Raw genomic sequence first — 17,997 nt, 5'->3', positions numbered from 1 at the left:
GAGCGGCGATTGCGCGGAAGCGGATGACATCCACCCGAGGCGGTGCATGCAGGCATGGCTGGTGGCTACCGCCTCTACGTCTGCCTTCCCGAATCGAGTTGCACCCCAAGTCGCTCCTTCCTTCTCCACCGCACCACGGCGCGATAACTGGTTTGATCCACGGGCACGTGAAGCACGAAACGGTCGGGAATTGCGATATCGGCCTTCACCCGTAACTCCGCACCGTGGGCGTGCTGGTTACAGACCAGGCAATTGATAGTGGCGTCGCCGGATTGGATCGTCGCTTCCTTCAGAACAAGGTCCCGGATATGCGACCGTCGCTCTACTGGTGGGTCAGTCGGCACTGGCTTATTCCTCTGATTTGACGAACTGAAACCCATCATTCTGGAACGCGGGTTGGAAGGCGCTACCGGCCCAGCGGTTGCCTCGAAAGACTGACGAGCTCGGCTTCGTCGATCACGCCGGCCATATAGTTCGCGATAATCCGGGATGCGAGAGCATCGCGTGCTTCCGGCGATTGACCGTCGCGCTTGAGCTGCTGAAATACACGCCCCAACAGGTCGAGTTCGGATGGCCGGAGAATTCCAGCCTCCGTGGCCTTGCTTCGAATGGTCACGTGTGATCCTCCACCGCGGTCAACAAACATACGACCGCGGCCAGGAAACTCAACTGAACTGTTGGGGGCCGCCGTCAGGCGGCGCGGATCTCAATACCGCTTCGGACCGGTGAGGCCCTCAGCCAGCGGCCGGTGCCGACTTGCGCCGCGCGTCGCTCACCGTCAGCCAGACCGCGGAGACCAGGAAGTAGAAGGCGCCGAACGCGGCATAGGGCGCGACGTTGGTGATGTCGATCACCGCCGCAGTGCCCGCCATCTTCACAAAAAAGATGCCGGCCAGCGCCGACTGGGCGCCGCTCAGCACCATCGCCCACTGCGCGCCGGACTTCCAGCGTCGAATCGCGGTGGCGAGCTGGAAAAGGCCAGACAGGACCGCCCAGACGCCGAACACCGCCAGGACCGCATTCATGGACTTGCCGAGGGCAATGGCGACCGCCACCGTGGTGACGACGCTGATGACGAAGTTGAGCAGCTGCGTCTTGTTGCGGCTCAAGCCGCCGCTGCGCTGGGCGTCGACGAAATTGGCCAGCGCATCCCAGGCGGGATAGGCGACCAGCATGATGGCGGCCAGGGACGGCATTGCCTTGGCGACCGTGAACGCCAGGAGGACCCAGGCGGCCGCGACGGCAAAGCGTATGAAATAGTAGCTCTTGAGCCAGGTGGACTGGTTGGTTTCATTTGTCTTGGCAAGCATTCTGATTTCCTTCGTGTTTGACGTAGTATACCTACTAGAAGGTAGGCATGATGGATGAGTTGCGGGAATAATTCGGTGGAGGTTTCGCTCCTCTGTCGGCGCGAATTCCCTGTTAGTGAACCTTCGCCGATAGACGTTGCACGGTCGGCGTCAGGATGGCGTCAAAGACGGCAGGGTTGCCATAGGCACGCGCCGACAGCATCGCGCCATGGACAGTCGCCATGAACCCCTCGGCCTCCAGCCCGGCAGAGCCGGCGAATCTGAGAACCCCCTGTTCAGCGCCCTGCTCCATGACCTTGGTCAACCAGGACGACAGAAAGCGAAAGTAAGTCCGCACCTCGACGGCAACTTCAGGCGGGAGTGCCGGGAGTTCGCTGGCAAGCAGCGCGCAAACGCAAAACGGGACGCTCGCGTCTTCAATGCATCTTGCCCAGTGCCCGGCATAGGCTCGAAGCAGTGCAAGCGAGTCAGGGACCTTACTTTCCAGATCTGCCATGGCGAGTTCGGTACGCTCGCGATGGCGGGCAACAAGCGTCCGGACGAGATCGACCTTGCTGGGGAAATGATGGTGGATACTCGCCTTGCGGATTCCCACCTCGCCGGCGATGTCGGCATAGCTGAATCCGTTGTAGCCGCCCGACACGATGAAGTTTCGCGCCGACGCCAGAATTTGATCGGAGGTCATCACAAGATTGGTCATGGCGCTTACCTACCTACTAGTAGGACAGCTGTCAATCCCGAATTTCAAAGCAAGGAAATATACGCCAAGGCCTGCGACCGATCTGGCAATCCACCCCAGAATGAAAGCCCGCCGGCTAAGCCGGCAGGTGCGATAATCCCGCAGTCCATCCCGCAACGGGACAGACCGCGCCAAATTCACCTCCGGCTGCCCCGCTAGAACCAGCGGCGGTCACGTTCCTGGGTTTGCCCCAGCAGCAGGCCGATTAGCAGCCCGGCAATGCCACCGAGTACGAAAGCGCTGCTGATGGTACCGGGATTTTGCTGGACGGTTTCGGACACTGTCTGCGCCTGCGATCTCAGTTGCTGGGCTGCTCGTGCCGCGCGTTCGGTGGCGCCGCCATACCAGCCGCCTGCCTCTTCGACGGCTTCTTCGGCACGGTCGGCAAGCGTCCTGTTTATCTTGCTGATCTCGCGCTTCAGCGATGCGACCTGCTTCTCCAGGGCTTCCTGGGCTTCTCGGGTGGAAATCTTCGGGGTTTCGTTGTCGGCCATGGCTGTTCCTTTCATTGAAGTAAGTTGAACGGCCAACGGACAAGGATGGTTCCGCTGCCCGCGCTCACCGCTATTCGCTTGGCCACCGCTAACTTTTGATATTGAAAAACGCTTCGCGCGAGACTTATAAAAATAGACGTTTCCCATTGCTCTTGAGGAGAATTGCGATGGACAACGTCCACAGCAACAAAGTTGAGCCATCCGCCATCGAAGTGGTCGAAGCCTGCGGCGAATGGTTCGTCCGTGTGGTCGAAGACGGCAAGGCAACCACAACGTCGTTCGAACTCAAGGCGTTCGCCCTGACTTTCGCCGAAGGCCAGCGAATGCGGCTGGGATTGGAGGCGGTGACGCGGATTTAGCATTGGCTGCGAATGCTTGATCGGCACGAAGACACTTCCCTCATTGGCGGCCGAGCCCCTGCAAAACGACAGCGACATGCTTTTTGGGAACAGTCTCCCGATCCAAAGGTTGTGTCTGATGGAGGGCACGCCGTTGTCGAATCCATCGAGCCATTCTGAAACGCTGCGAGCGGTCTCGGACCTGGTCCACCGCGCCCGGATTGTCATCCGCGATAGCGGGCATGCCGTGGCGATGTTCGAAATAGACACGCTGCTGCAGGTCGCCCAGACCGAGGTCGCGCGCAGCCTCGAACGCAACGATCGCTGAACCTCGATAGGCCACCGAGGGCGGTGTTCATTTGCGGGTCGTGAAGGCCTTCATTCCCTTTTTGATGGACTTGCGCGCCGCGTTGGCGTCCTGCCAGCCTTTGAATCTGATCGTCTTGCCCGTTCCCAGCACCGACGACAGAAAGAACTGTTCGATCTCGCGCCTGAGATGCTCGGGCACCTGGTCCGCGGCGACCGGCTCGTCTTCGGCATCCTCCTTGCGTGGGCAAAAGATGTAGCGGTCATTGCGCAGGGCCGCTCCACCCTTCTCCTTTTGCTTGACCGCAAGGCGCCCAGCAGATCGCAATTGATGACGATGCCGGGGGCTGTGGCCGCCTGGTGGATGACCAGCCCGTCGAGGGGATCGCCATCCTCGCCGAGTGTCGAAGGGATAAAGCCCCAGTCGTAGGGATAGGTCATACCGACCGGCAACGGGCGAACATAGGCGAAAGCCTGGATGGCCGGGTCATAGGCCATTTTGGCGGCAGCCCCGCGCGGGGTCTCGATCACCACTCTGACCATACCCTTGGTCGTGGTCGGCAGTTTCAGGTAGTCGGGCATCGGCGTGCTTCTCTCGAATCCGGTTCGCTTGGATGGAACTTCAGGACAGGAAGAATGTTCCGGAGGACAGGCCGCCGCTAAGGAGATTCTGACAGGGAGATTTCAGGGGAATGACAAGAGCTGCTCTGCATCTGCTCAAGGGCGTCGGCTATCTGATTTCGACCGCCAGTGTCGTCCTGCTGGCCATCGTGAGCTGGTCGAGCGCTTCACAAAATCCACTGCTGGTCGCCTGCCTGCTCGGCGGTGCCGTGGCATCGATCGTCGGCATGTTCTGCCGCTGGCTCACCTACGAGATCGAAAAGCGCCAGGACAAAAAATAGGCGCGTCGGCAAGTCCCTTGTTGCACGTCGGGCAAAATGAGCTCGGTTTTGCGGCAACGACATGCATCAAACGAAAGACCTCAAGCGCGTCGCATGAATCCGGTTCGACCCGACGCGCTTAGTTTGGGTAGCGCCTACTTCCGCACAATCCAGTCGAGCATGGCAGGATCCGCGTCATCGTGGTCGGTCATCGACCGCACCATCTGCGCGGCGCCGTCGCGCCATTTATGCTCTGGAATATTCTCCTGCAGGACCCAGGCTTTGAACGCCTCGCGGATCACATCGCAGTCGAAGGCGGAAACGGAATCGCGGAAGTGGAGTTTTGCCATGGGAGCCCCGCATTGTGGCGGGAGCACCTGATGTGGCTACCAAGCACCCGTATGCCGTTAGAGGCGGGCGACAAGCGATCCTCCGCTTTCTGATGGCGCGGTCAACCACATATGTGAATCAAGACCGGCCAGGTACACGATTCCCCGGTTGACGGGACTGCGCGAACCCCTAGCGTCCCCGAATCCCTTCACCCTCTGACGGCCGGCGCCCAGTCCCTGTGGACTGTGGTCGAGATGTGCAGGGTAAACAGCCTCCGGCCCTCGCCATCGCTGACTTCCATGCGCCATTCCCGATCGCGTTCAAAGTTGCCGTCCAGATCGCGTAATATGTGTCCGGTGGTCTGTGTTGCCTGTTCCCAGGCAGCCTCGATATCGACCAGTACGACGCCGTCTTCGTCGCGCAGCAGCGGTTCATAACCGGTGTCGAAGAAATATCTGGGCATCGGGACTGCCTCGAAGTTCTATCCGCAACCCGGGATGGGCTGGTCTTGCCATAAGACAGCAAATTTGCCGCACCCGCATTCACATGCGTTAAGGCCCCTATGCATTGAGGCCCCGCGCAAAGGCTCAGTCGCTGAACGCAGGTTTTTTGCGCAGATGCAGGTAGTTCGGGTTCCACCCGGCCTCCTGCTCGAGCCCCTTGGGGTTGAGCACCGTCAGCTGGTCGCCTTCGAGGCTGATCAAGGATTTGCGGCGAAGCGACTGCAGGACCCGGTTCATATGCACCGGCGTGACGCCCATTGTGTCGGCCAACTCGACCTGCGTGAGCGGCAGCGTGTATCTGTCGTCCGACACCAGGCCGACCGACCGCAACCGCGCCAGCAATTCGCACAGCAGATGCGCAATTCTCGGCTCGGCCTGTCTCTGGCCGATGTTGACCAGCCACTCGCGCAAGGTACCCTCATCGACCATCGTGCTCATCAGCATGGCTCTGGCGATCGCCGGGCGGTCAAGCAGTTGCTGGATGGCCGAGCGGCTGACATCCACAACCTGGCATGCGGCAAGCGTTCCGACGGAATGATCCATGTGATCGAGCAGATAGGCATGCAGATCGCAGAGGTCACCAGGCACGAGGTAAGCCATGATCTGGCGCCGGCCGTCCTGCAAGATCTTGTAGCGGCAGGCAAATCCGCTCAGCACCAGATGGACGTCGCCCGGCCTGTCTCCTTCCGAGATCAGATCGACATAGGCCCGGACGGTGCGGGTCTCGCTCACGATCGAGTCAAGCAGAGAAAGATCGGCTTCGTCGAGGCGCCCGAAATTGAGAAGCTTTCGACTGAGAAAGTTCACGCCCATTAGTCCAACTTGCGGTGAAATCCCCTGCAGGGTTCAAGCCCGGTCCGGAAGCAGCACTAACATATGATAACCTGTGGCCCAAAAGGCGGCAACAGGACCACCTCTCATGAGGGTTGTCGAAAAGCGGGAATGACTTGCCCAACAGCGCAAGGTTGGCAAAATGGAGCGCCCGAGCTTAACATACGTTGAAGCGAACAATCCAAATAAGGGCATAATCACTCCACGGGATCAAATCCGGACGCGGCATGCCGAGGCAGGCGCGCAGCGCCCGCTCCGCAGGAGGGCAGCCCTATGCCGATCGGCGTCTTGAACAGCGAAGAGCTTGCGCTTTGCAGGCGTGTTTTCCGGCATTGGTCCAAATCCAACGGCATAGTCGATCCTTTGCCGCGCGACGATCTGGCGTGGGAAATTCTGCGGGCGCACGGCTCCGGCGCAGATACTTATGCCAAGCTGGTTGCTGCCATAACCACAAGGACAGGCGAAGCCTGGTATGGCAATGCCATCGTCAGCGGCCTGCCAACGATGGGCGACAGCGAAACATCCGCCGATTTCTAGATCAGTGCCGTTGGGAAACTTGTGATGAAAACTGAAAACGATATTCCGGTCGACCTGCCTTACGACACGGAAAGCTTCGCAGAAAAATTTGGACTCTCGATGCGCGCCGCGGAGATCGTTCTGTGTGCCAACGGGCCGTCCAAGATCGCATGCGATGCGGCGGCACGCGCTTTCGTTGAGGCAGTGGCGATGCGCAACAGGCAGTGGCAGCGTGACTAGAGCAATTCCAGGAAGGGTGTGAAACGGTTTTCCGTCCGGAACTGCGCAAGGACAAAGATAGAGTAGTTCGCCATTGTCGTGAAACGGTGAGCTGCTCTAGCCAACACACACAGGGCGGAGGCGGGTTTTGGTCGAGCATTTCATATCGAAGAGCGGCATCGGATATCCGGACGACCTGACGCTGTTGAAAAAAGTGTACGACCGCATCCGCGCCGAGCGCAGCCTGGACGAAGGTTGCGCGGAGGCCGCCGAGCTCGCAGCGGCGGCGATGGAGCTTTTCAGGCGCGGTGTCTTTGAGGAAGACGCGCTTTACGGCGAGCTTAGCCAAGTCTGACAGTGCCGCTCGGTCGCCGTTCCAAAAAGCGGTGAGCCGCCCAGGCAGTGAGGGCAGCCGCCTTTCTTCATCGGTTGCAGGAACCTGTGTATGGCGGAGGAGTTGACCCCCCGTATCCCGCCTAACAGGCGCCTCTAACAAGGAAGATATCAAATGGCACCGAGCAAGACATCCAAAGACCTGAGCGACCTCTTTCACGACACGCTGAAGGACATCTATTTCGCCGAAAAGAAGATCCTCGCGACCCTGCCGAAAATGGCCAAGGCAGCACAAAGCTCTGACCTGAAGGCAGCCTTCGAAAAGCACCGCGGCCAGACCGAAGAGCACGTGACCCGGCTGGAGGGCGTGTTCGGAGTCATCGGCAGGAAGCCGGTCGGCAAGACCTGCGCCGCCATCATGGGCATCACTGAGGAAGGTGCCGAGATCATGGACGAGTACAAAGGCGCCGCGGCACTCGACGCCGGCCTGCTGGCGGCAGCACAGGCCGTCGAGCATTACGAGATTTCGCGCTACGGCACCTTGCGCACCTGGGCTTCGGAACTCGGCTACAACGACGCGGTCAAACTGCTCGACCTCACGCTGAGCGAAGAAAAGGAAACCGATACGACGCTGACCCAACTCGCGGAGTCCGCGGTCAACGTCGCGGCGGAAGCGGCATAGGGCGCGTTTCGTTGGCATGAATGGCTGCCGTATCGCGGTAGCCCTGGATCAGCACCACGCCGGTGATGACTATGGCCGCTACGGATAGAGCGTAGGTCACCACATTGGTGAGGCCGAACGGAACCAGGGCCGTGCAGATGATCATGGCAAAGATCATCACATAGAAACCGGGAGGCCTTGAGAGGAAGTCAGCCGCGAGGAATAGAAACCGGTTCATGCGTCGATTTACCTGGGCTCGATAGTTGAGATCCATGCGTGCCGCCCTCTCGGATTTTCTGCTCGAGGCAAAACACGTCCCGGAAATTTAAGTTCCAATCACCAGCCACGAAACACCCGGCTCGCCAGCCACCGACTTCAAAAGCCAGGCGCGCAAAAAAAGGCCCGCTGGCGCAAGCCAGCGGGCAGAGCTTCTGGAGTGGCTGGGCGTGTCTGCCAGCAGTAGAAAAATTGACGTGCGGGCGGAAAGTTCCGCGCCGGCCACGTCGCGCGAGGGAAGGCAGGGTGAGGCAACTCCGGCCGATGGATTCCGGATTTGAATCGCCCTGGGATAATCACTCGCACATCCGTGCCCTAACAAAGGATCAGTCTTATGAAAACTCATCGGAAGGTCGAAAAATCTACGTCGACATGACGGTCGAAGAGAACCTCCGCCTCGGCGCCTATGCCCGCCGCGACGAGGCAGCCGTCGGGGCCGATTTCGAAACCAATGCTCTCCTTCTTCCCGATCCTTGCCACCAGGCGGCGCGACCCGGAAGGCTCGCTGAGCGGCGGCCAGCAACGCGGTCGCCAAGCCGCTGCCGATCATGCTCGACTGCGTGAGCCCGCTAGTCGCACCCATCCATCCATGTCAAACCGCAAGATCGGTCGAGCGCGAGATGTCCGAACGGGCCTATCTGGTGTCGCCACGCAGGACGAGACGATGAAGGCGGCACTTGAACACGACCATGCCCGGATGCAGCGGGTGTTGGACTATATCGACCAGCATCTGAACGACGATCTGGATCTGGAATCCTTGAGCAGCGTTGCGGCGTTCTCGAAATTCCATTTCCACCGGCAGTTCACCTCAACCTTCGGGGTGTCCGTGCATCGCTATGTCCAGCTCGCCCGCCTGAAGCGCGCTTCGTACCGGCTTGCCGAGAGCGATGCCCAAAGTGTCACCGATATAGCGATGGATGCCGGCTACGACGCACCGGATGCCTTCGCCCGTGCCTTTCGGCAACGGTTCGGACAATCGCCTTCGTCGTTCCGGAAGTCTCCCGACTGGGGGTCGTGGCTCATGGCCTTCGGGCCGCTCGAAAAAGCAAGGACAACGCTCATGCAAATAATCTTCGAACCCGACGACGTGACGATCCGCGATGTACCGCCGACGCCGGTGGCGATCATGGAACATCGCGGCGACCGGGCGACGCTTCCTGACACCATCCAGCGCTTCATCGCCTGGCGCAAGGCCGCCGGCCTGTCGCCCGAGACAAGCCCGACCTTCAACATCTTCCGTTCCGAAAGGGAGCCGGCGGTCGCGGCCGATTACAGCATGGACATCTGTGCCGGAACCGACCAGCCGATCGAGGACCCGCAGATGAAGGCCGGCGTGATACCCGGCGGACGCTGCGCGGTGCTGCGCTATCCCGGCAACACCAACAATCTCGAGCCGGCAGCGCTTTACCTCTACCGCGAATGGCTTCCGGCCAGCGGCGAGGAAGCCCGCGACTTTCCGATCTACTGCCAGCGACATCTGTCCTACTTCCCGAACGGGCCGCTGCGCGAAGTGGTGCTTGAGCTTTTTCTGCCGCTGAAATAGCGCGGTGGGGTGGGGCCACGGCATGGTGAATCGCTGGTGGAGCCATCATCGGCGTGAAATCGCATAGTGCACCCACGCGGCAGCGTCACGCTGAAATCAGCCCACCTGCGCGACGCGCCGATCATCGATCCCAACCCGTTCGCCGGCGATCTGGAACGCGCCATCGACAGCATCGAGATCCGCCGCGAGATCCTGTCGCAGCCGGTCTTCGTCAAATACATCAGCCGCGAGTACATCAGCCGCTAGCATCTGCCGGGCGCGGCGATGCAGGGCCGCGCGGCTCGTAGCGCCCCACTTGGCGCTCGAACCAACACTCAAAACGGCAGTTGCCCGAACGTCCTCAACCGGCGCTTGCGCAACCCACGCAACCCACTGGAAACCCCCGGTTGCGCCGCCTTTGGCGGCGCCGAAGCGGCGATGCGAAAGCGCTTTTGCGCCAGTTCCGCGATCACACCATATGAACCGATCCAACCTCTGCTAGCTTGTTGGGCGTGGGACTTGTCCCGCTTTGGCCGGTGCTTCAGGCAACCCCATCCCAACCCCCCGCCCCCTGTGGCGCCGGCCATCCCCTCCCCTCGCAAGGAAGACAGCGCGCCTCGGTGCGCGCGAACTCCGCTCACGCCTGCGGCGGTTTCTTCTTTTTCTTGGCCGCGGCGCGTTCCTTTCATCCGCAAACGGATCGGGATCGGTAGCCGCCAGATCGCTCCACGTCCCGACGTCCGCCGCGGGGAAGAAAGGCTGCCGGCGGTTGTGGATGCCTGGCCTCCCGAGCTTTTGATGGCCCGGCTTGCCAAACACCGCCATGCCCCCATAGAACGGCTCAGATCATCGCCCTGCTTCAAAGGGCTGTTGTCGGCCCATTTGCCAAGGATACCCCCGATGCCTGCGACACCGTCCCCTTGGTCAAGGCTGTGACAGATCGCGCTACCCTCGCCAGCCTCGGATGGGTGGAGTTTTTCGGCGATCAGCTTGAACCTGATGAGAAAGACCTCATCCCGGCGCGCATCGCCTCGGTGCATCGTGACCGCCTGGCCGGCCTGTCTCTGGCAGGGCCAACGGATCTGACGCTACCGCCCAATGCCAACACCGGCGACTATGCCGTCGGCGATTGGGTGCTGGTCGAACCCCATACGCATCTGCTGCGCCGCCGCCTGACCCGCAAGACGGTGCTGGAGCGCCGCACGCAGGGCGGCAGGGTGCCGCAGCTGGCCGCTGCCAATGTCGACACGCTGTTCATCGTCACCTCCTGCAATGCCGATTTCAACATCGCCCGGCTCGAGCGCTATCTAGCGCTGGCCAACGAGGCCGGAACGACGCCGGTGCTCCTGCTGACCAAGGCCGATACGGCTGACGACGCCGAGGCGTACCAACGCCAGGCCGCGTCCCTTCAGCGCGGACTGGCCGTGGTGATGCTGAACCCGCGCGTCGCCGATGCCGCAACGGCCCTCGCCCCCTGGTGCGGCGCGGGCCAGACGGTGGCGCTGGTCGGCTCCTCCGGCGTCGGCAAATCGACGCTGGTCAACACGCTGGCCGGCTCGGCGCAGCAATCGCCGCAACAGACCGCCGGCATCAGGGAGCACGATGCCAAGGGACGCCACACCACCACGGCGCGATCGTTGCACGCCATTGCCGGTGGCGGCTGGGTGATCGATACGCCCGGCATGCGCACGCTGCATGTCAGTGACGTCGCTTCCGGCATCGACACGCTGTTTGCCGAAATCACCGAGCTCGCCCCGCTGTGCAAGTTCCGCGACTGCACCCATGTCCACGAACCAGGCTGCGCCGTGCAGGCTGCCTTGAAGGCCGGTACGCTCGATCCCGAGCGCCTTGCCCGCTGGCGCAAACTGTCCGAGGAGAACCAGGGGAATACGCCGGTTCAGACCGGGCCGCGCGGCAACAAATCTCCCGGCGGTCGCCCAAAGCGGCGTTGAGCGCGCAATTCGCAAAGCAATGCGGATCGGTTCGCTGCTGGACCCAAAGCAATCGCATAGGGTGGCGCCACTGCCGCTAGACCACGGCAGTCATCGGTCCACTTCACCCAAACCGCGCCGCCGTCCACGCGCCACCCGCCGCATTCGACTCCACCGCCGCCGCAACAAACTTCACCCCGCGCGCGCCATCGATAACATCCGGCACCTGCGCGGCCCTTGCTGCATCGACCACACCGCCCGACCGATGCGCGCGAATAATGTCGGCGGCGTCGCGGTAGAAATTGGCGAAGGCTTCGATATAGCCTTCCGGATGCGCCGCCGGCATGCGCGAGACCCGCTGACTTTCGGCGGTCGAGCCATGGCCGCCGCGCACCAGCGTGCGGGTTTCCTCGCCATATGGCGAGAAGCGCAATTCCTCGGGCCGCCCGCCCGACCATTCCAGCCCGGCTCTGTCGCCGTAGATGCGCACGGAGAGGTCATTGTAGTGGCCGGGCGAGGTCTGGCTGGCCAGGATCGTGCCGCGCGCGCCGCCGGTCCAGCGCACCAGCACATGCGCATTGTCGTCGAGCCGGCGTCCCGGCACGGCGGTGAACAGATCGGCCGAAACAGCCCCGGCCTCGCAGCCGGAGATATAGCTTGCCAGGTTGAAGGCATGCACGCCGATATCGGCCAGCACCGCCGACTGCCCGGCGCGCGCTGGATCGGTGCGCCACTCCGCCTGCTTCTGGCCCTCGGCGTCGATCGGCTTCGTCAGCCAATCCTGGATATAGGCGCCGTGCACGGAAACGATGCGGCCGAGCGCGCCCGCCGCCACCATCTCGCGTGCCTGCCGCACCATGGCGTAGCCGGTGTTGTTCAGCGTGACGACGAAGCGGCGCTTTTTCGCCTTCGCCAGCGCCACCAGAGCCTCGGCATCGGTCAGCGTCGTCGACAGCGGTTTGTCGCAGATCACGTCGATGCCGGCCTCAAGAAAGGCGGTGGCGATCGGCGCGTGCAGATGGTTCGGCGTGACGACAACGACCGCCTCGATGCCGTCGGGCCGCGCCGCTTCAGCCTTTGCCATGGCGCGATAATCGGCATAGCTGCGTTCCGGCGCGATGCCGATCTCGGCGGCCGAGGCGGCTGCGTTCTCCGGATCGGACGACAGCGCGCCGGCGACCAGAACGATCTGATCGTCGAGACGCATGGCGAGGCGATGCACGGCCCCAATAAAGGCGTTGCGGCCCCCGCCGACCATGCCGACCCTGAGCCGCTTGCCCGCCGATCCGTCCGATGTTGCATAGACCATTTTCAAGCTCCTCCCGGCAGACCGCTTTCGAACACATGTTCCAATTTTCATATTGTAAAACGATCGTATCGCGCTAGCCTGAAATCATGAGTGGGGCAAGCAAGGGATCCGGACGATCGATCGCCGACGAGGCGGCGACGCGCAAGCGCGGACGCTCGCTGGCGGCACTCGGCTACATCCAGCCGCAGACCTATGAGGAGCTGCGCGCGGTGCTGTCGTCGGGTACGGTGCATTTTCCCAAGCGGCTGCGCCAGGTGGCGATCTTCCTGTGGCAGCATCCGAGCGACGTGGCGCTCGGCACCATCGCGCAGGTGGCGGCGCAGGCCGGCGTGCAACCCTCGACGCTGGTGCGCTTTGCCCAGATCTTCGGCTATTCCGGCTTTTCCGATTTCCAGGGCCTGTTCAAGGAGCACATCAAGGGATCATGGCCGGAGGGACGCGGCGAGCCGCGCACCGAGACCGAGCCCAATCTGCATTTCCTGCACGGCATGGTCGGCGCATCGCAGGCCTCGCTTGGCCGCATCGAGGCCGGCTTCAACGTCAAGAGTTTCGACAAGATGGTGGCGCTGCTGGCGGCGGCCGACCTGATCTATGTCATCGGCTCCAAGCGCGCCTTTCCCGTCACCGCTTACCTGTCGCTGACCCTGTCGCAGCAGGGCGTGCGCAATGTGCTGGTCGACAATGTCGGCTCCTCGGCGCTCGACCAGATCGGCTGCATCGGCGGGCGGGATGCGGTTCTGGCGGTCTCCTTCAGTCCCTACAATTCGATCACGCCCGACCTCGTCGCGGTGGCGCATGAGCGCAAGGCGCGCATCGTCACCGTCACCGACAGCACCTTCAGCCCGCTGATCCGGCTTTCGGACAGCTGGCTGGAAGTGGTGGAATCCGACTTTGCCGGCTTCCGCTCGCTGGCGGCCTCGCTCGCCGTGGGAATGGCACTGGTCCACGGTGTCGCGTCAAGGCGTGGCGAATGAGGCGCCGCTGGTCCAATTGACTATCGGGAATTGCCGTTCCATATTCGGAAAAATAGAAACTTTGTTCCGGGAGTAGGAATGGAGATCCGGCTGGACGGCAAGGTGGCTTTGATCACCGGGTCGACGCAAGGCATTGGCCGCGCCATAGCCGAGACGCTGGCGCGTTCCAGCGCCACTGGCCTTCTGGTCACCGGCCGTGAGAGGGCGCGCGGCGATGCCGTCGCGGCTGAGCTTTCACAATTGGGCACGCCGACGATCTTCGTTGCCGCCGATCTCGCCGATCCGGCAGCCCCTGCCCTCCTGGCGCAGGCCTGCATCGAGCGCTTCGGCCACATCGACGCCCTCGTGAACGCCGCCGGGCTGACCGACCGCGCTTCTTTCCTCGACGCCAGCCTCGACGATTGGGCATCGCTGTTCGCCGTCAACGCGCGCGCGCCGTTCTTCCTGATGCAGGCGGCGATCGCCGACATGAAGAAGCGCGGAGAGCCCGGCGCGATCGTCAACATCCTGTCGATCAACGCCCATTGCGGTTCGCCGGAGCTTGCCGTCTATTCCGCCACCAAGGGCGCGCTGGCGACGCTGACCAAGAACGCCGCCAATGCCCACCGCTTCGACCGCATCCGCGTCAACGGCATCAATGTCGGCTGGACCGACACGCCGGCCGAACGCATCATGCAGGCCGAAACGCTGGGCAACGGCCCCGGCTGGCTCGACAAGGCCAATGCCGCGCAGCCTTTCGGCCGGCTGCTGACGCCGAACGATATCGCCAGTCTCGCCGTCTTTCTGCTCTCCGACGCCGCAGGGCCGATGACCGGCGCGGTGATCGACCAGGAGCAGGCGGTGATCGGGGCGAACCGGTGAGCGCCATCGAAACGCTTGGGCCGGCGCTGCTCGACCGCTTGCCGGCATCGGTCCAGACGCCGTCCTATAACCGCACGATGCTGGCGCCCGGCATGGCGCATCTCGGCGTCGGCGCCTTCCACCGCTGCCATCAGGCCGAATACATCGACGATCTCATCTCGCTGCGCTTCGACCGCTGGGGCATCGTCGGCATCAACATCCGCCCGCCAAGCCTTGCCGGCACGCTGGGACGGCAGAGCGGCCTCTACACGCGACTGATCCGCGAGAACAGCCACATCGAGGCGCGCGTCATCGGCAGCATCGTCAGGGTGGTCGACAGCCAGGAAAGTGCCGCACCCGCGCTCGGTGTGTTGGTGTCTCCCGACATCGAACTGGTGACGATGACGGTGACCGAGAAAGGCTATTGCCACATCCCATCGAACGGCGACCTCGACCTCGACCATCCCGATATTGTCCATGACCTCGCCAACCCCGAGACACCGCGCAGCGCGCCCGGAGTATTGGCGCGGGCGCTGGAGCTGCGCATGGCCACGCATGGAAGGCCACTCACGCTGCTCTCCTGCGACAACATTCCGGCCAATGGCATCATCCTCGGCAATGTCGTGCGCAGCTTTGCCGAACGGCGCGGCAATGGGCTGGCGGACTGGATTGCGGCCAATGTCGCTTTCCCCTCGGCCATGGTCGATCGCATCGCGCCGGCGGTAACGCAGGCCGACCTCGACAGCGTCGAGCAATGGTTCGGCTACCGCGATGGCGCAGTCGCTGTCAGTGAGCCGTTCCGGCAATGGGTGATCGAGGAAAAATTCGCCGGCCGCATGCCGCGCTGGGATCTGGTCGGCGCTACGTTCGTCGACAATGTCACGCCCTTCGAGCATCTCAAGATGCGGGTGCTGAACGGCGCCCAGACATCGCTGGCGACGCTAGGCGTACTGGCCGGGCTGGAGCACACATCGGATGCCATGGCCGACCCGCTGCTGTCGGACTTCATCAGGCGCATGCTGGTCGAAGAGACTGTGCCGACGCTGATGCCTGTGCCTGGCATCTTGCCGCTTGCCTATGTCGAGCAGAGCCTCGGCAGGCTGAAGAACACCGCGATCCGCCACCGCAACCACCAGATCGCCACCGATAGCTCGCAGAAGATCGTGCAGCGCCTGCTCAACCCGATCCGCGACCGGCTGAGCCAGGGCGCCAGCATCGGCCTGCTGTCGGTGCCGGTCGCCGGCTGGATGGCCTATCTCATCCAGGCCTCGGACCGTTTCGGCAGACGCTGGCCGGTGTCGGATCCCTATGCGGATAAGGTCGCGGCGATCGCCGATGCCACCGGCCATGATGCGCAGGCGCTGGCGTCCGCAATCCTTGCCATCGACGGGATATTCGACCCCGGCCTTGCCGCTGACGGGACCTTCCGCGCAGCTGTCACTTCAGCGCTTGGCGAACTGCTTTCGGACGATCCGATGGCGGCGGTCCGACACAGTCTGGAACAAGATGAGGTCGCGAGGTTGAAGCGATCCAAACAATCGGCATTATAGGTACCGGTCGTGAAGCCACGACCAGGGGAGGCACTATGAAACTTGGATTGCTCACCGCGCCCTTCGCGGAGACGCCGCTTGGTGAGGTCGCCGGCTGGGCGCACTCGGCCGGGTTCGAGGCGCTGGAGATCGCCTGCTGGCCGAAAACCTCCGGCGCCACGCGACGCTATGCCGGCACCAGCCATATCGATGCCGCTTCCACCTCCCCTGCACAAGCCAAGGACATCGTCGCCGAGTTGGCGCAGAAGCAACTGACAGTCTCCGGCCTCGGCTATTATCCCAACCCGCTGCATCCCGACCCCGCACACCGCGAGGCGGTCATCGGCCATCTGAAGAAGGTCATCGTGCTGGCCGCCAATATGGGTGTGTCCGTGGTCAACACATTCTGCGGCGGCGATGCCTCGAAGGCCGTCGACGTCAACTGGCAGGACGCCCTCACCGTCTGGCCCGAAATCGTCGCTCATGCGCGTGACCACGGCGTAAAGCTCGCCTTCGAGAATTGCCCGATGATCTTCAGCTATGACGAATGGCCGGGCGGGCACAACATCGCTTACTCGCCGCAGGTCTGGCGCCGCATCCTGGAGGCCTGGGGCGGCGATGTCGGCATGAATTTCGACCCCTCGCATCTGGTCTGGCAGATGATCGACCAGAGCCGCTTCATCCGGGAATTCGGCCCCTACATGCTGCATGTCCACGCCAAGGATCTGATGATTGATCATGATGGTTTGTATGAGCGCGGAATCCTGTCAGCCGGGATAGGCTGGCAAGTGCCGCGCATGCCGGGGCTGGGCGATGTCGACTGGAGCGGCTTCTTTTCCGGCCTCTACCGCGCCGGCTATGACGGCTCGGTCATCATCGAGCACGAGGACAGGCGCTTTGAAGGCAGCGACGATCGGGTCAAGCGCGGCTTTCTGCTCGCCCGCGACGTCCTGCGACCCTTCGTCAAATGATGATGAAAACGTCTTGGTCTGATCCTTCCGAGGGTCCGGCCCTGAAACTGAAAACAATGTGGAGGAGTACTGACATGAAGAAAATACTGACCATGGTCCCGCTGCTTGCGGGCGCTGCCTTGCTGGCCTCGGTGGGCGTCTCGTCGGCGGAAGGCAAATACACGATCGGCATTTCCAACACCGTGCAGGGCAATGGCTGGCGCGAGGAAATGGTCTGCGCGATGAAGGCGCAGGCGCTGGCTTCCGGTGAAGTCGCCAAGCTCAACATCGCCCACCGCAACACCGACGCCGCCGGCCAGCTCGAAGACATCCGCAATTTGATCAGCGCCAAGGTCGACGCCATCGTCGTCAACCCGGCCGATCCGGCCGGCATCAAGGCAGGCCTGGAAGAAGCCACCAAGGCCGGCATCGTCGTCGTCGCCGTCGACCAGGCGGTCACCGAGCCGTCGGCCTACATCATCTCCAACAACCAGGAACAGTATGCCTATCTCGGTGCCAAGTGGCTGTTCCAGCAGATGGGCGGCAAGGGCGAGGTGTTCTACATGCGCGGCGCCGCCGGCGCCTCGGCCGATAGCGACCGCGACAAAGGCTTCAAGAAGGCGCTGGCCGAAAACCCCGACGTGAAGGTCGCGCAGGAGGTCTTCACCGGCTGGCAGCAGGACCAAGCCAAGCAGCAGATGCTGTCGTTCCTGGCCACGGGCACGCCGATCAACGGCATCTGGACCTCCGGCATCGACAACGTCATCGTCGACGCGCTGGTCGAATCGCAGGCGCCGCTGGTGCCGGTGGTCGGCGCCGACAACGCCGGCTTCGTCGGCCAGCTCAGCTCGGTCAAGGGCCTCGTCGGCGCCGCCGTCACCAACCCCGGTTCGATCGGCGGTGCGGGCGTCACGCTGGCGCTGCAGATCCTCGACGGCAAGAAGCCGGCGCAGCAGACCGTGCTGGTCGACCCACAGCTGTGGGACAACGCCACCGACGAAGGCAAGGCCAAACTGAAAGCCGCCGCCGACCCTTCGCTCAGCCCGGAATGGCCTGTCTCGATCTCGATCCCTGAGTGGACGACCTACACGAAGGAGCAGATCGTGGCTTGCAAGGGGCCGGGAGAGTAAGGGCTGCGCCTCTGCCTTCTCCCCCTGTGGGAGAAGGTGGATCGGCGCGCAGCGCCGAGACGGATGAGGGGTGCT

General features: G+C 62.7%; 25 protein-coding genes and 2 pseudogenes. 15 read left to right on the top strand and 12 right to left on the bottom strand.

The features are described from left to right. Nucleotides 1–74 precede the first annotated feature (74 nt). The 5 genes from ACWGTO_RS08460 to ACWGTO_RS08440 form a co-directional block, all read right to left on the bottom strand. On the bottom strand, nt 75–380 hold the full coding sequence (locus ACWGTO_RS08460) for a PilZ domain-containing protein (protein ID WP_454574675.1): 306 nt from the start codon (nt 378–380) through the stop codon (nt 75–77). A gap of 26 nt (nt 381–406) precedes the next feature. After that, nucleotides 407–616: a hypothetical protein gene (locus ACWGTO_RS08455; protein WP_454574412.1), complete on the bottom strand. Its 210-nt coding sequence runs from the start codon at nt 614–616 to the stop codon at nt 407–409. Between the two features lie 118 nt (nt 617–734). Beyond that, entirely contained in the window at nt 735–1,310 is a 576-nt protein-coding gene (locus ACWGTO_RS08450; protein ID WP_454574411.1) for a DUF308 domain-containing protein, read from the bottom strand. A gap of 112 nt (nt 1,311–1,422) precedes the next feature. Then, nucleotides 1,423–2,010, bottom strand: a complete 588-nt coding sequence (locus tag ACWGTO_RS08445) for a TetR/AcrR family transcriptional regulator (RefSeq protein ID WP_454574410.1) — start codon at nt 2,008–2,010, stop codon at nt 1,423–1,425. 194 nt (nt 2,011–2,204) lie between these two features. After that, nucleotides 2,205–2,543, bottom strand: coding sequence for a hypothetical protein (locus tag ACWGTO_RS08440; RefSeq protein WP_454574409.1), 339 nt, complete (start codon nt 2,541–2,543; stop codon nt 2,205–2,207). Between the two features lie 167 nt (nt 2,544–2,710). Here ACWGTO_RS08440 and ACWGTO_RS08435 point away from each other — a divergent pair, with 167 nt between their 5' ends. Continuing rightward, nucleotides 2,711–2,902: a hypothetical protein gene (locus tag ACWGTO_RS08435; RefSeq protein ID WP_454574408.1), complete on the top strand. Its 192-nt coding sequence runs from the start codon at nt 2,711–2,713 to the stop codon at nt 2,900–2,902. 16 nt (nt 2,903–2,918) lie between these two features. Continuing rightward, a complete protein-coding gene (locus tag ACWGTO_RS08430) occupies nt 2,919–3,209 on the top strand; it encodes a hypothetical protein (RefSeq protein WP_454574407.1) in 291 nt (96 codons plus the stop codon). Between the two features lie 27 nt (nt 3,210–3,236). Here the strand turns inward: ACWGTO_RS08430 and ACWGTO_RS08425 are convergent, their stop codons facing one another. Together ACWGTO_RS08425 and ACWGTO_RS08420 are read right to left on the bottom strand one after the other, a co-directional pair. Next, nucleotides 3,237–3,515, bottom strand: a complete 279-nt coding sequence (locus ACWGTO_RS08425) for an inorganic diphosphatase (RefSeq protein ID WP_454574406.1) — start codon at nt 3,513–3,515, stop codon at nt 3,237–3,239. A gap of 32 nt (nt 3,516–3,547) precedes the next feature. Then, a pseudogene (locus ACWGTO_RS08420) lies at nt 3,548–3,685 on the bottom strand (inorganic diphosphatase); the annotation flags it as partial. A 194-nt stretch (nt 3,686–3,879) separates the two neighbouring features. Here ACWGTO_RS08420 and ACWGTO_RS08415 point away from each other — a divergent pair. Continuing rightward, entirely contained in the window at nt 3,880–4,089 is a 210-nt protein-coding gene (locus ACWGTO_RS08415; RefSeq protein WP_454574405.1) for a hypothetical protein, read from the top strand. 134 nt (nt 4,090–4,223) lie between these two features. On the opposite strand, the gene ACWGTO_RS08410 is transcribed toward ACWGTO_RS08415, so the two are convergent. The 3 genes from ACWGTO_RS08410 to ACWGTO_RS08400 form a co-directional block, all read right to left on the bottom strand. After that, complete coding sequence (locus tag ACWGTO_RS08410; RefSeq protein ID WP_454574404.1) at nt 4,224–4,418, bottom strand: hypothetical protein; 195 nt, start codon at nt 4,416–4,418, stop codon at nt 4,224–4,226. A gap of 188 nt (nt 4,419–4,606) precedes the next feature. Then, a complete protein-coding gene (locus ACWGTO_RS08405) occupies nt 4,607–4,861 on the bottom strand; it encodes a DUF6894 family protein (RefSeq protein ID WP_454574403.1) in 255 nt (84 codons plus the stop codon). Nucleotides 4,862–4,985: 124 nt separating this feature from the next. Beyond that, nucleotides 4,986–5,708, bottom strand: a complete 723-nt coding sequence (locus ACWGTO_RS08400) for a Crp/Fnr family transcriptional regulator (protein WP_454574402.1) — start codon at nt 5,706–5,708, stop codon at nt 4,986–4,988. 297 nt (nt 5,709–6,005) lie between these two features. Here ACWGTO_RS08400 and ACWGTO_RS08395 point away from each other — a divergent pair, with 297 nt between their 5' ends. From ACWGTO_RS08395 to ACWGTO_RS08380, 4 genes are all read left to right on the top strand, one after another. Then, nucleotides 6,006–6,269, top strand: coding sequence for a hypothetical protein (locus ACWGTO_RS08395; RefSeq protein WP_454574401.1), 264 nt, complete (start codon nt 6,006–6,008; stop codon nt 6,267–6,269). A 24-nt stretch (nt 6,270–6,293) separates the two neighbouring features. After that, the gene (locus tag ACWGTO_RS08390; RefSeq protein ID WP_454574400.1) at nt 6,294–6,488 is read left to right on the top strand and encodes a hypothetical protein; all 195 of its coding nucleotides are present in this window, start codon (nt 6,294–6,296) and stop codon (nt 6,486–6,488) included. Between the two features lie 127 nt (nt 6,489–6,615). Then, the gene (locus tag ACWGTO_RS08385) at nt 6,616–6,822 is read left to right on the top strand and encodes a hypothetical protein (protein ID WP_454574399.1); all 207 of its coding nucleotides are present in this window, start codon (nt 6,616–6,618) and stop codon (nt 6,820–6,822) included. Between the two features lie 153 nt (nt 6,823–6,975). Further along, a complete protein-coding gene (locus ACWGTO_RS08380; RefSeq protein WP_454574398.1) occupies nt 6,976–7,482 on the top strand; it encodes a YciE/YciF ferroxidase family protein in 507 nt (168 codons plus the stop codon). Between the two features lie 13 nt (nt 7,483–7,495). Here the strand turns inward: ACWGTO_RS08380 and ACWGTO_RS08375 are convergent. Next, a pseudogene (locus ACWGTO_RS08375) lies at nt 7,496–7,699 on the bottom strand (low affinity iron permease family protein); the annotation flags it as partial. Between the two features lie 702 nt (nt 7,700–8,401). On the opposite strand from ACWGTO_RS08375, the gene ACWGTO_RS08370 reads away from it, so the two are divergent. From ACWGTO_RS08370 to rsgA, 3 genes are all read left to right on the top strand, one after another. Then, nucleotides 8,402–9,280, top strand: coding sequence for an AraC family transcriptional regulator (locus ACWGTO_RS08370; RefSeq protein WP_454574397.1), 879 nt, complete (start codon nt 8,402–8,404; stop codon nt 9,278–9,280). A gap of 66 nt (nt 9,281–9,346) precedes the next feature. After that, nucleotides 9,347–9,526, top strand: a complete 180-nt coding sequence (locus ACWGTO_RS08365; protein ID WP_454574396.1) for a hypothetical protein — start codon at nt 9,347–9,349, stop codon at nt 9,524–9,526. A 665-nt stretch (nt 9,527–10,191) separates the two neighbouring features. Continuing rightward, nucleotides 10,192–11,211 carry a ribosome small subunit-dependent GTPase A gene (gene rsgA, locus ACWGTO_RS08360; RefSeq protein WP_454574395.1) on the top strand — a complete coding sequence of 340 codons (1,020 nt, stop codon included), beginning with the start codon at nt 10,192–10,194 and terminating at the stop codon, nt 11,209–11,211. Nucleotides 11,212–11,314: 103 nt separating this feature from the next. On the opposite strand, the gene ACWGTO_RS08355 is transcribed toward rsgA, so the two are convergent. Beyond that, nucleotides 11,315–12,499, bottom strand: coding sequence for a Gfo/Idh/MocA family protein (locus ACWGTO_RS08355; protein WP_454574394.1), 1,185 nt, complete (start codon nt 12,497–12,499; stop codon nt 11,315–11,317). A gap of 86 nt (nt 12,500–12,585) precedes the next feature. Between ACWGTO_RS08355 and ACWGTO_RS08350 the strand changes: the two genes are divergently transcribed. The 5 genes from ACWGTO_RS08350 to ACWGTO_RS08330 all read left to right on the top strand — a co-directional run bounded on the left by ACWGTO_RS08350 (nt 12,586) and on the right by ACWGTO_RS08330 (nt 17,922). Beyond that, on the top strand, nt 12,586–13,473 hold the full coding sequence (locus tag ACWGTO_RS08350; RefSeq protein WP_454574393.1) for a MurR/RpiR family transcriptional regulator: 888 nt from the start codon (nt 12,586–12,588) through the stop codon (nt 13,471–13,473). Between the two features lie 78 nt (nt 13,474–13,551). Next, nucleotides 13,552–14,334 (top strand): SDR family oxidoreductase, encoded by a 783-nt coding sequence (locus ACWGTO_RS08345; protein WP_454574392.1) that lies wholly within the window; start codon nt 13,552–13,554, stop codon nt 14,332–14,334. Further along, nucleotides 14,331–15,863 carry a mannitol dehydrogenase family protein gene (locus tag ACWGTO_RS08340; protein ID WP_454574391.1) on the top strand — a complete coding sequence of 511 codons (1,533 nt, stop codon included), beginning with the start codon at nt 14,331–14,333 and terminating at the stop codon, nt 15,861–15,863. Before ACWGTO_RS08345 ends, ACWGTO_RS08340 begins: the two co-directional genes overlap by 4 nt. A gap of 35 nt (nt 15,864–15,898) precedes the next feature. Beyond that, nucleotides 15,899–16,813 carry a sugar phosphate isomerase/epimerase family protein gene (locus tag ACWGTO_RS08335; RefSeq protein WP_454574390.1) on the top strand — a complete coding sequence of 305 codons (915 nt, stop codon included), beginning with the start codon at nt 15,899–15,901 and terminating at the stop codon, nt 16,811–16,813. A gap of 74 nt (nt 16,814–16,887) precedes the next feature. Further along, nucleotides 16,888–17,922 (top strand): ABC transporter substrate-binding protein, encoded by a 1,035-nt coding sequence (locus ACWGTO_RS08330; protein WP_454574389.1) that lies wholly within the window; start codon nt 16,888–16,890, stop codon nt 17,920–17,922. Nucleotides 17,923–17,997: the final 75 nt, after the last annotated feature.

This window comes from Mesorhizobium sp. PL10, from assembly GCF_053714315.1.
The sequence above is the reverse complement of the archived record's forward strand: the minus strand, read 5'-3'. Positions and strand labels throughout refer to the sequence as shown.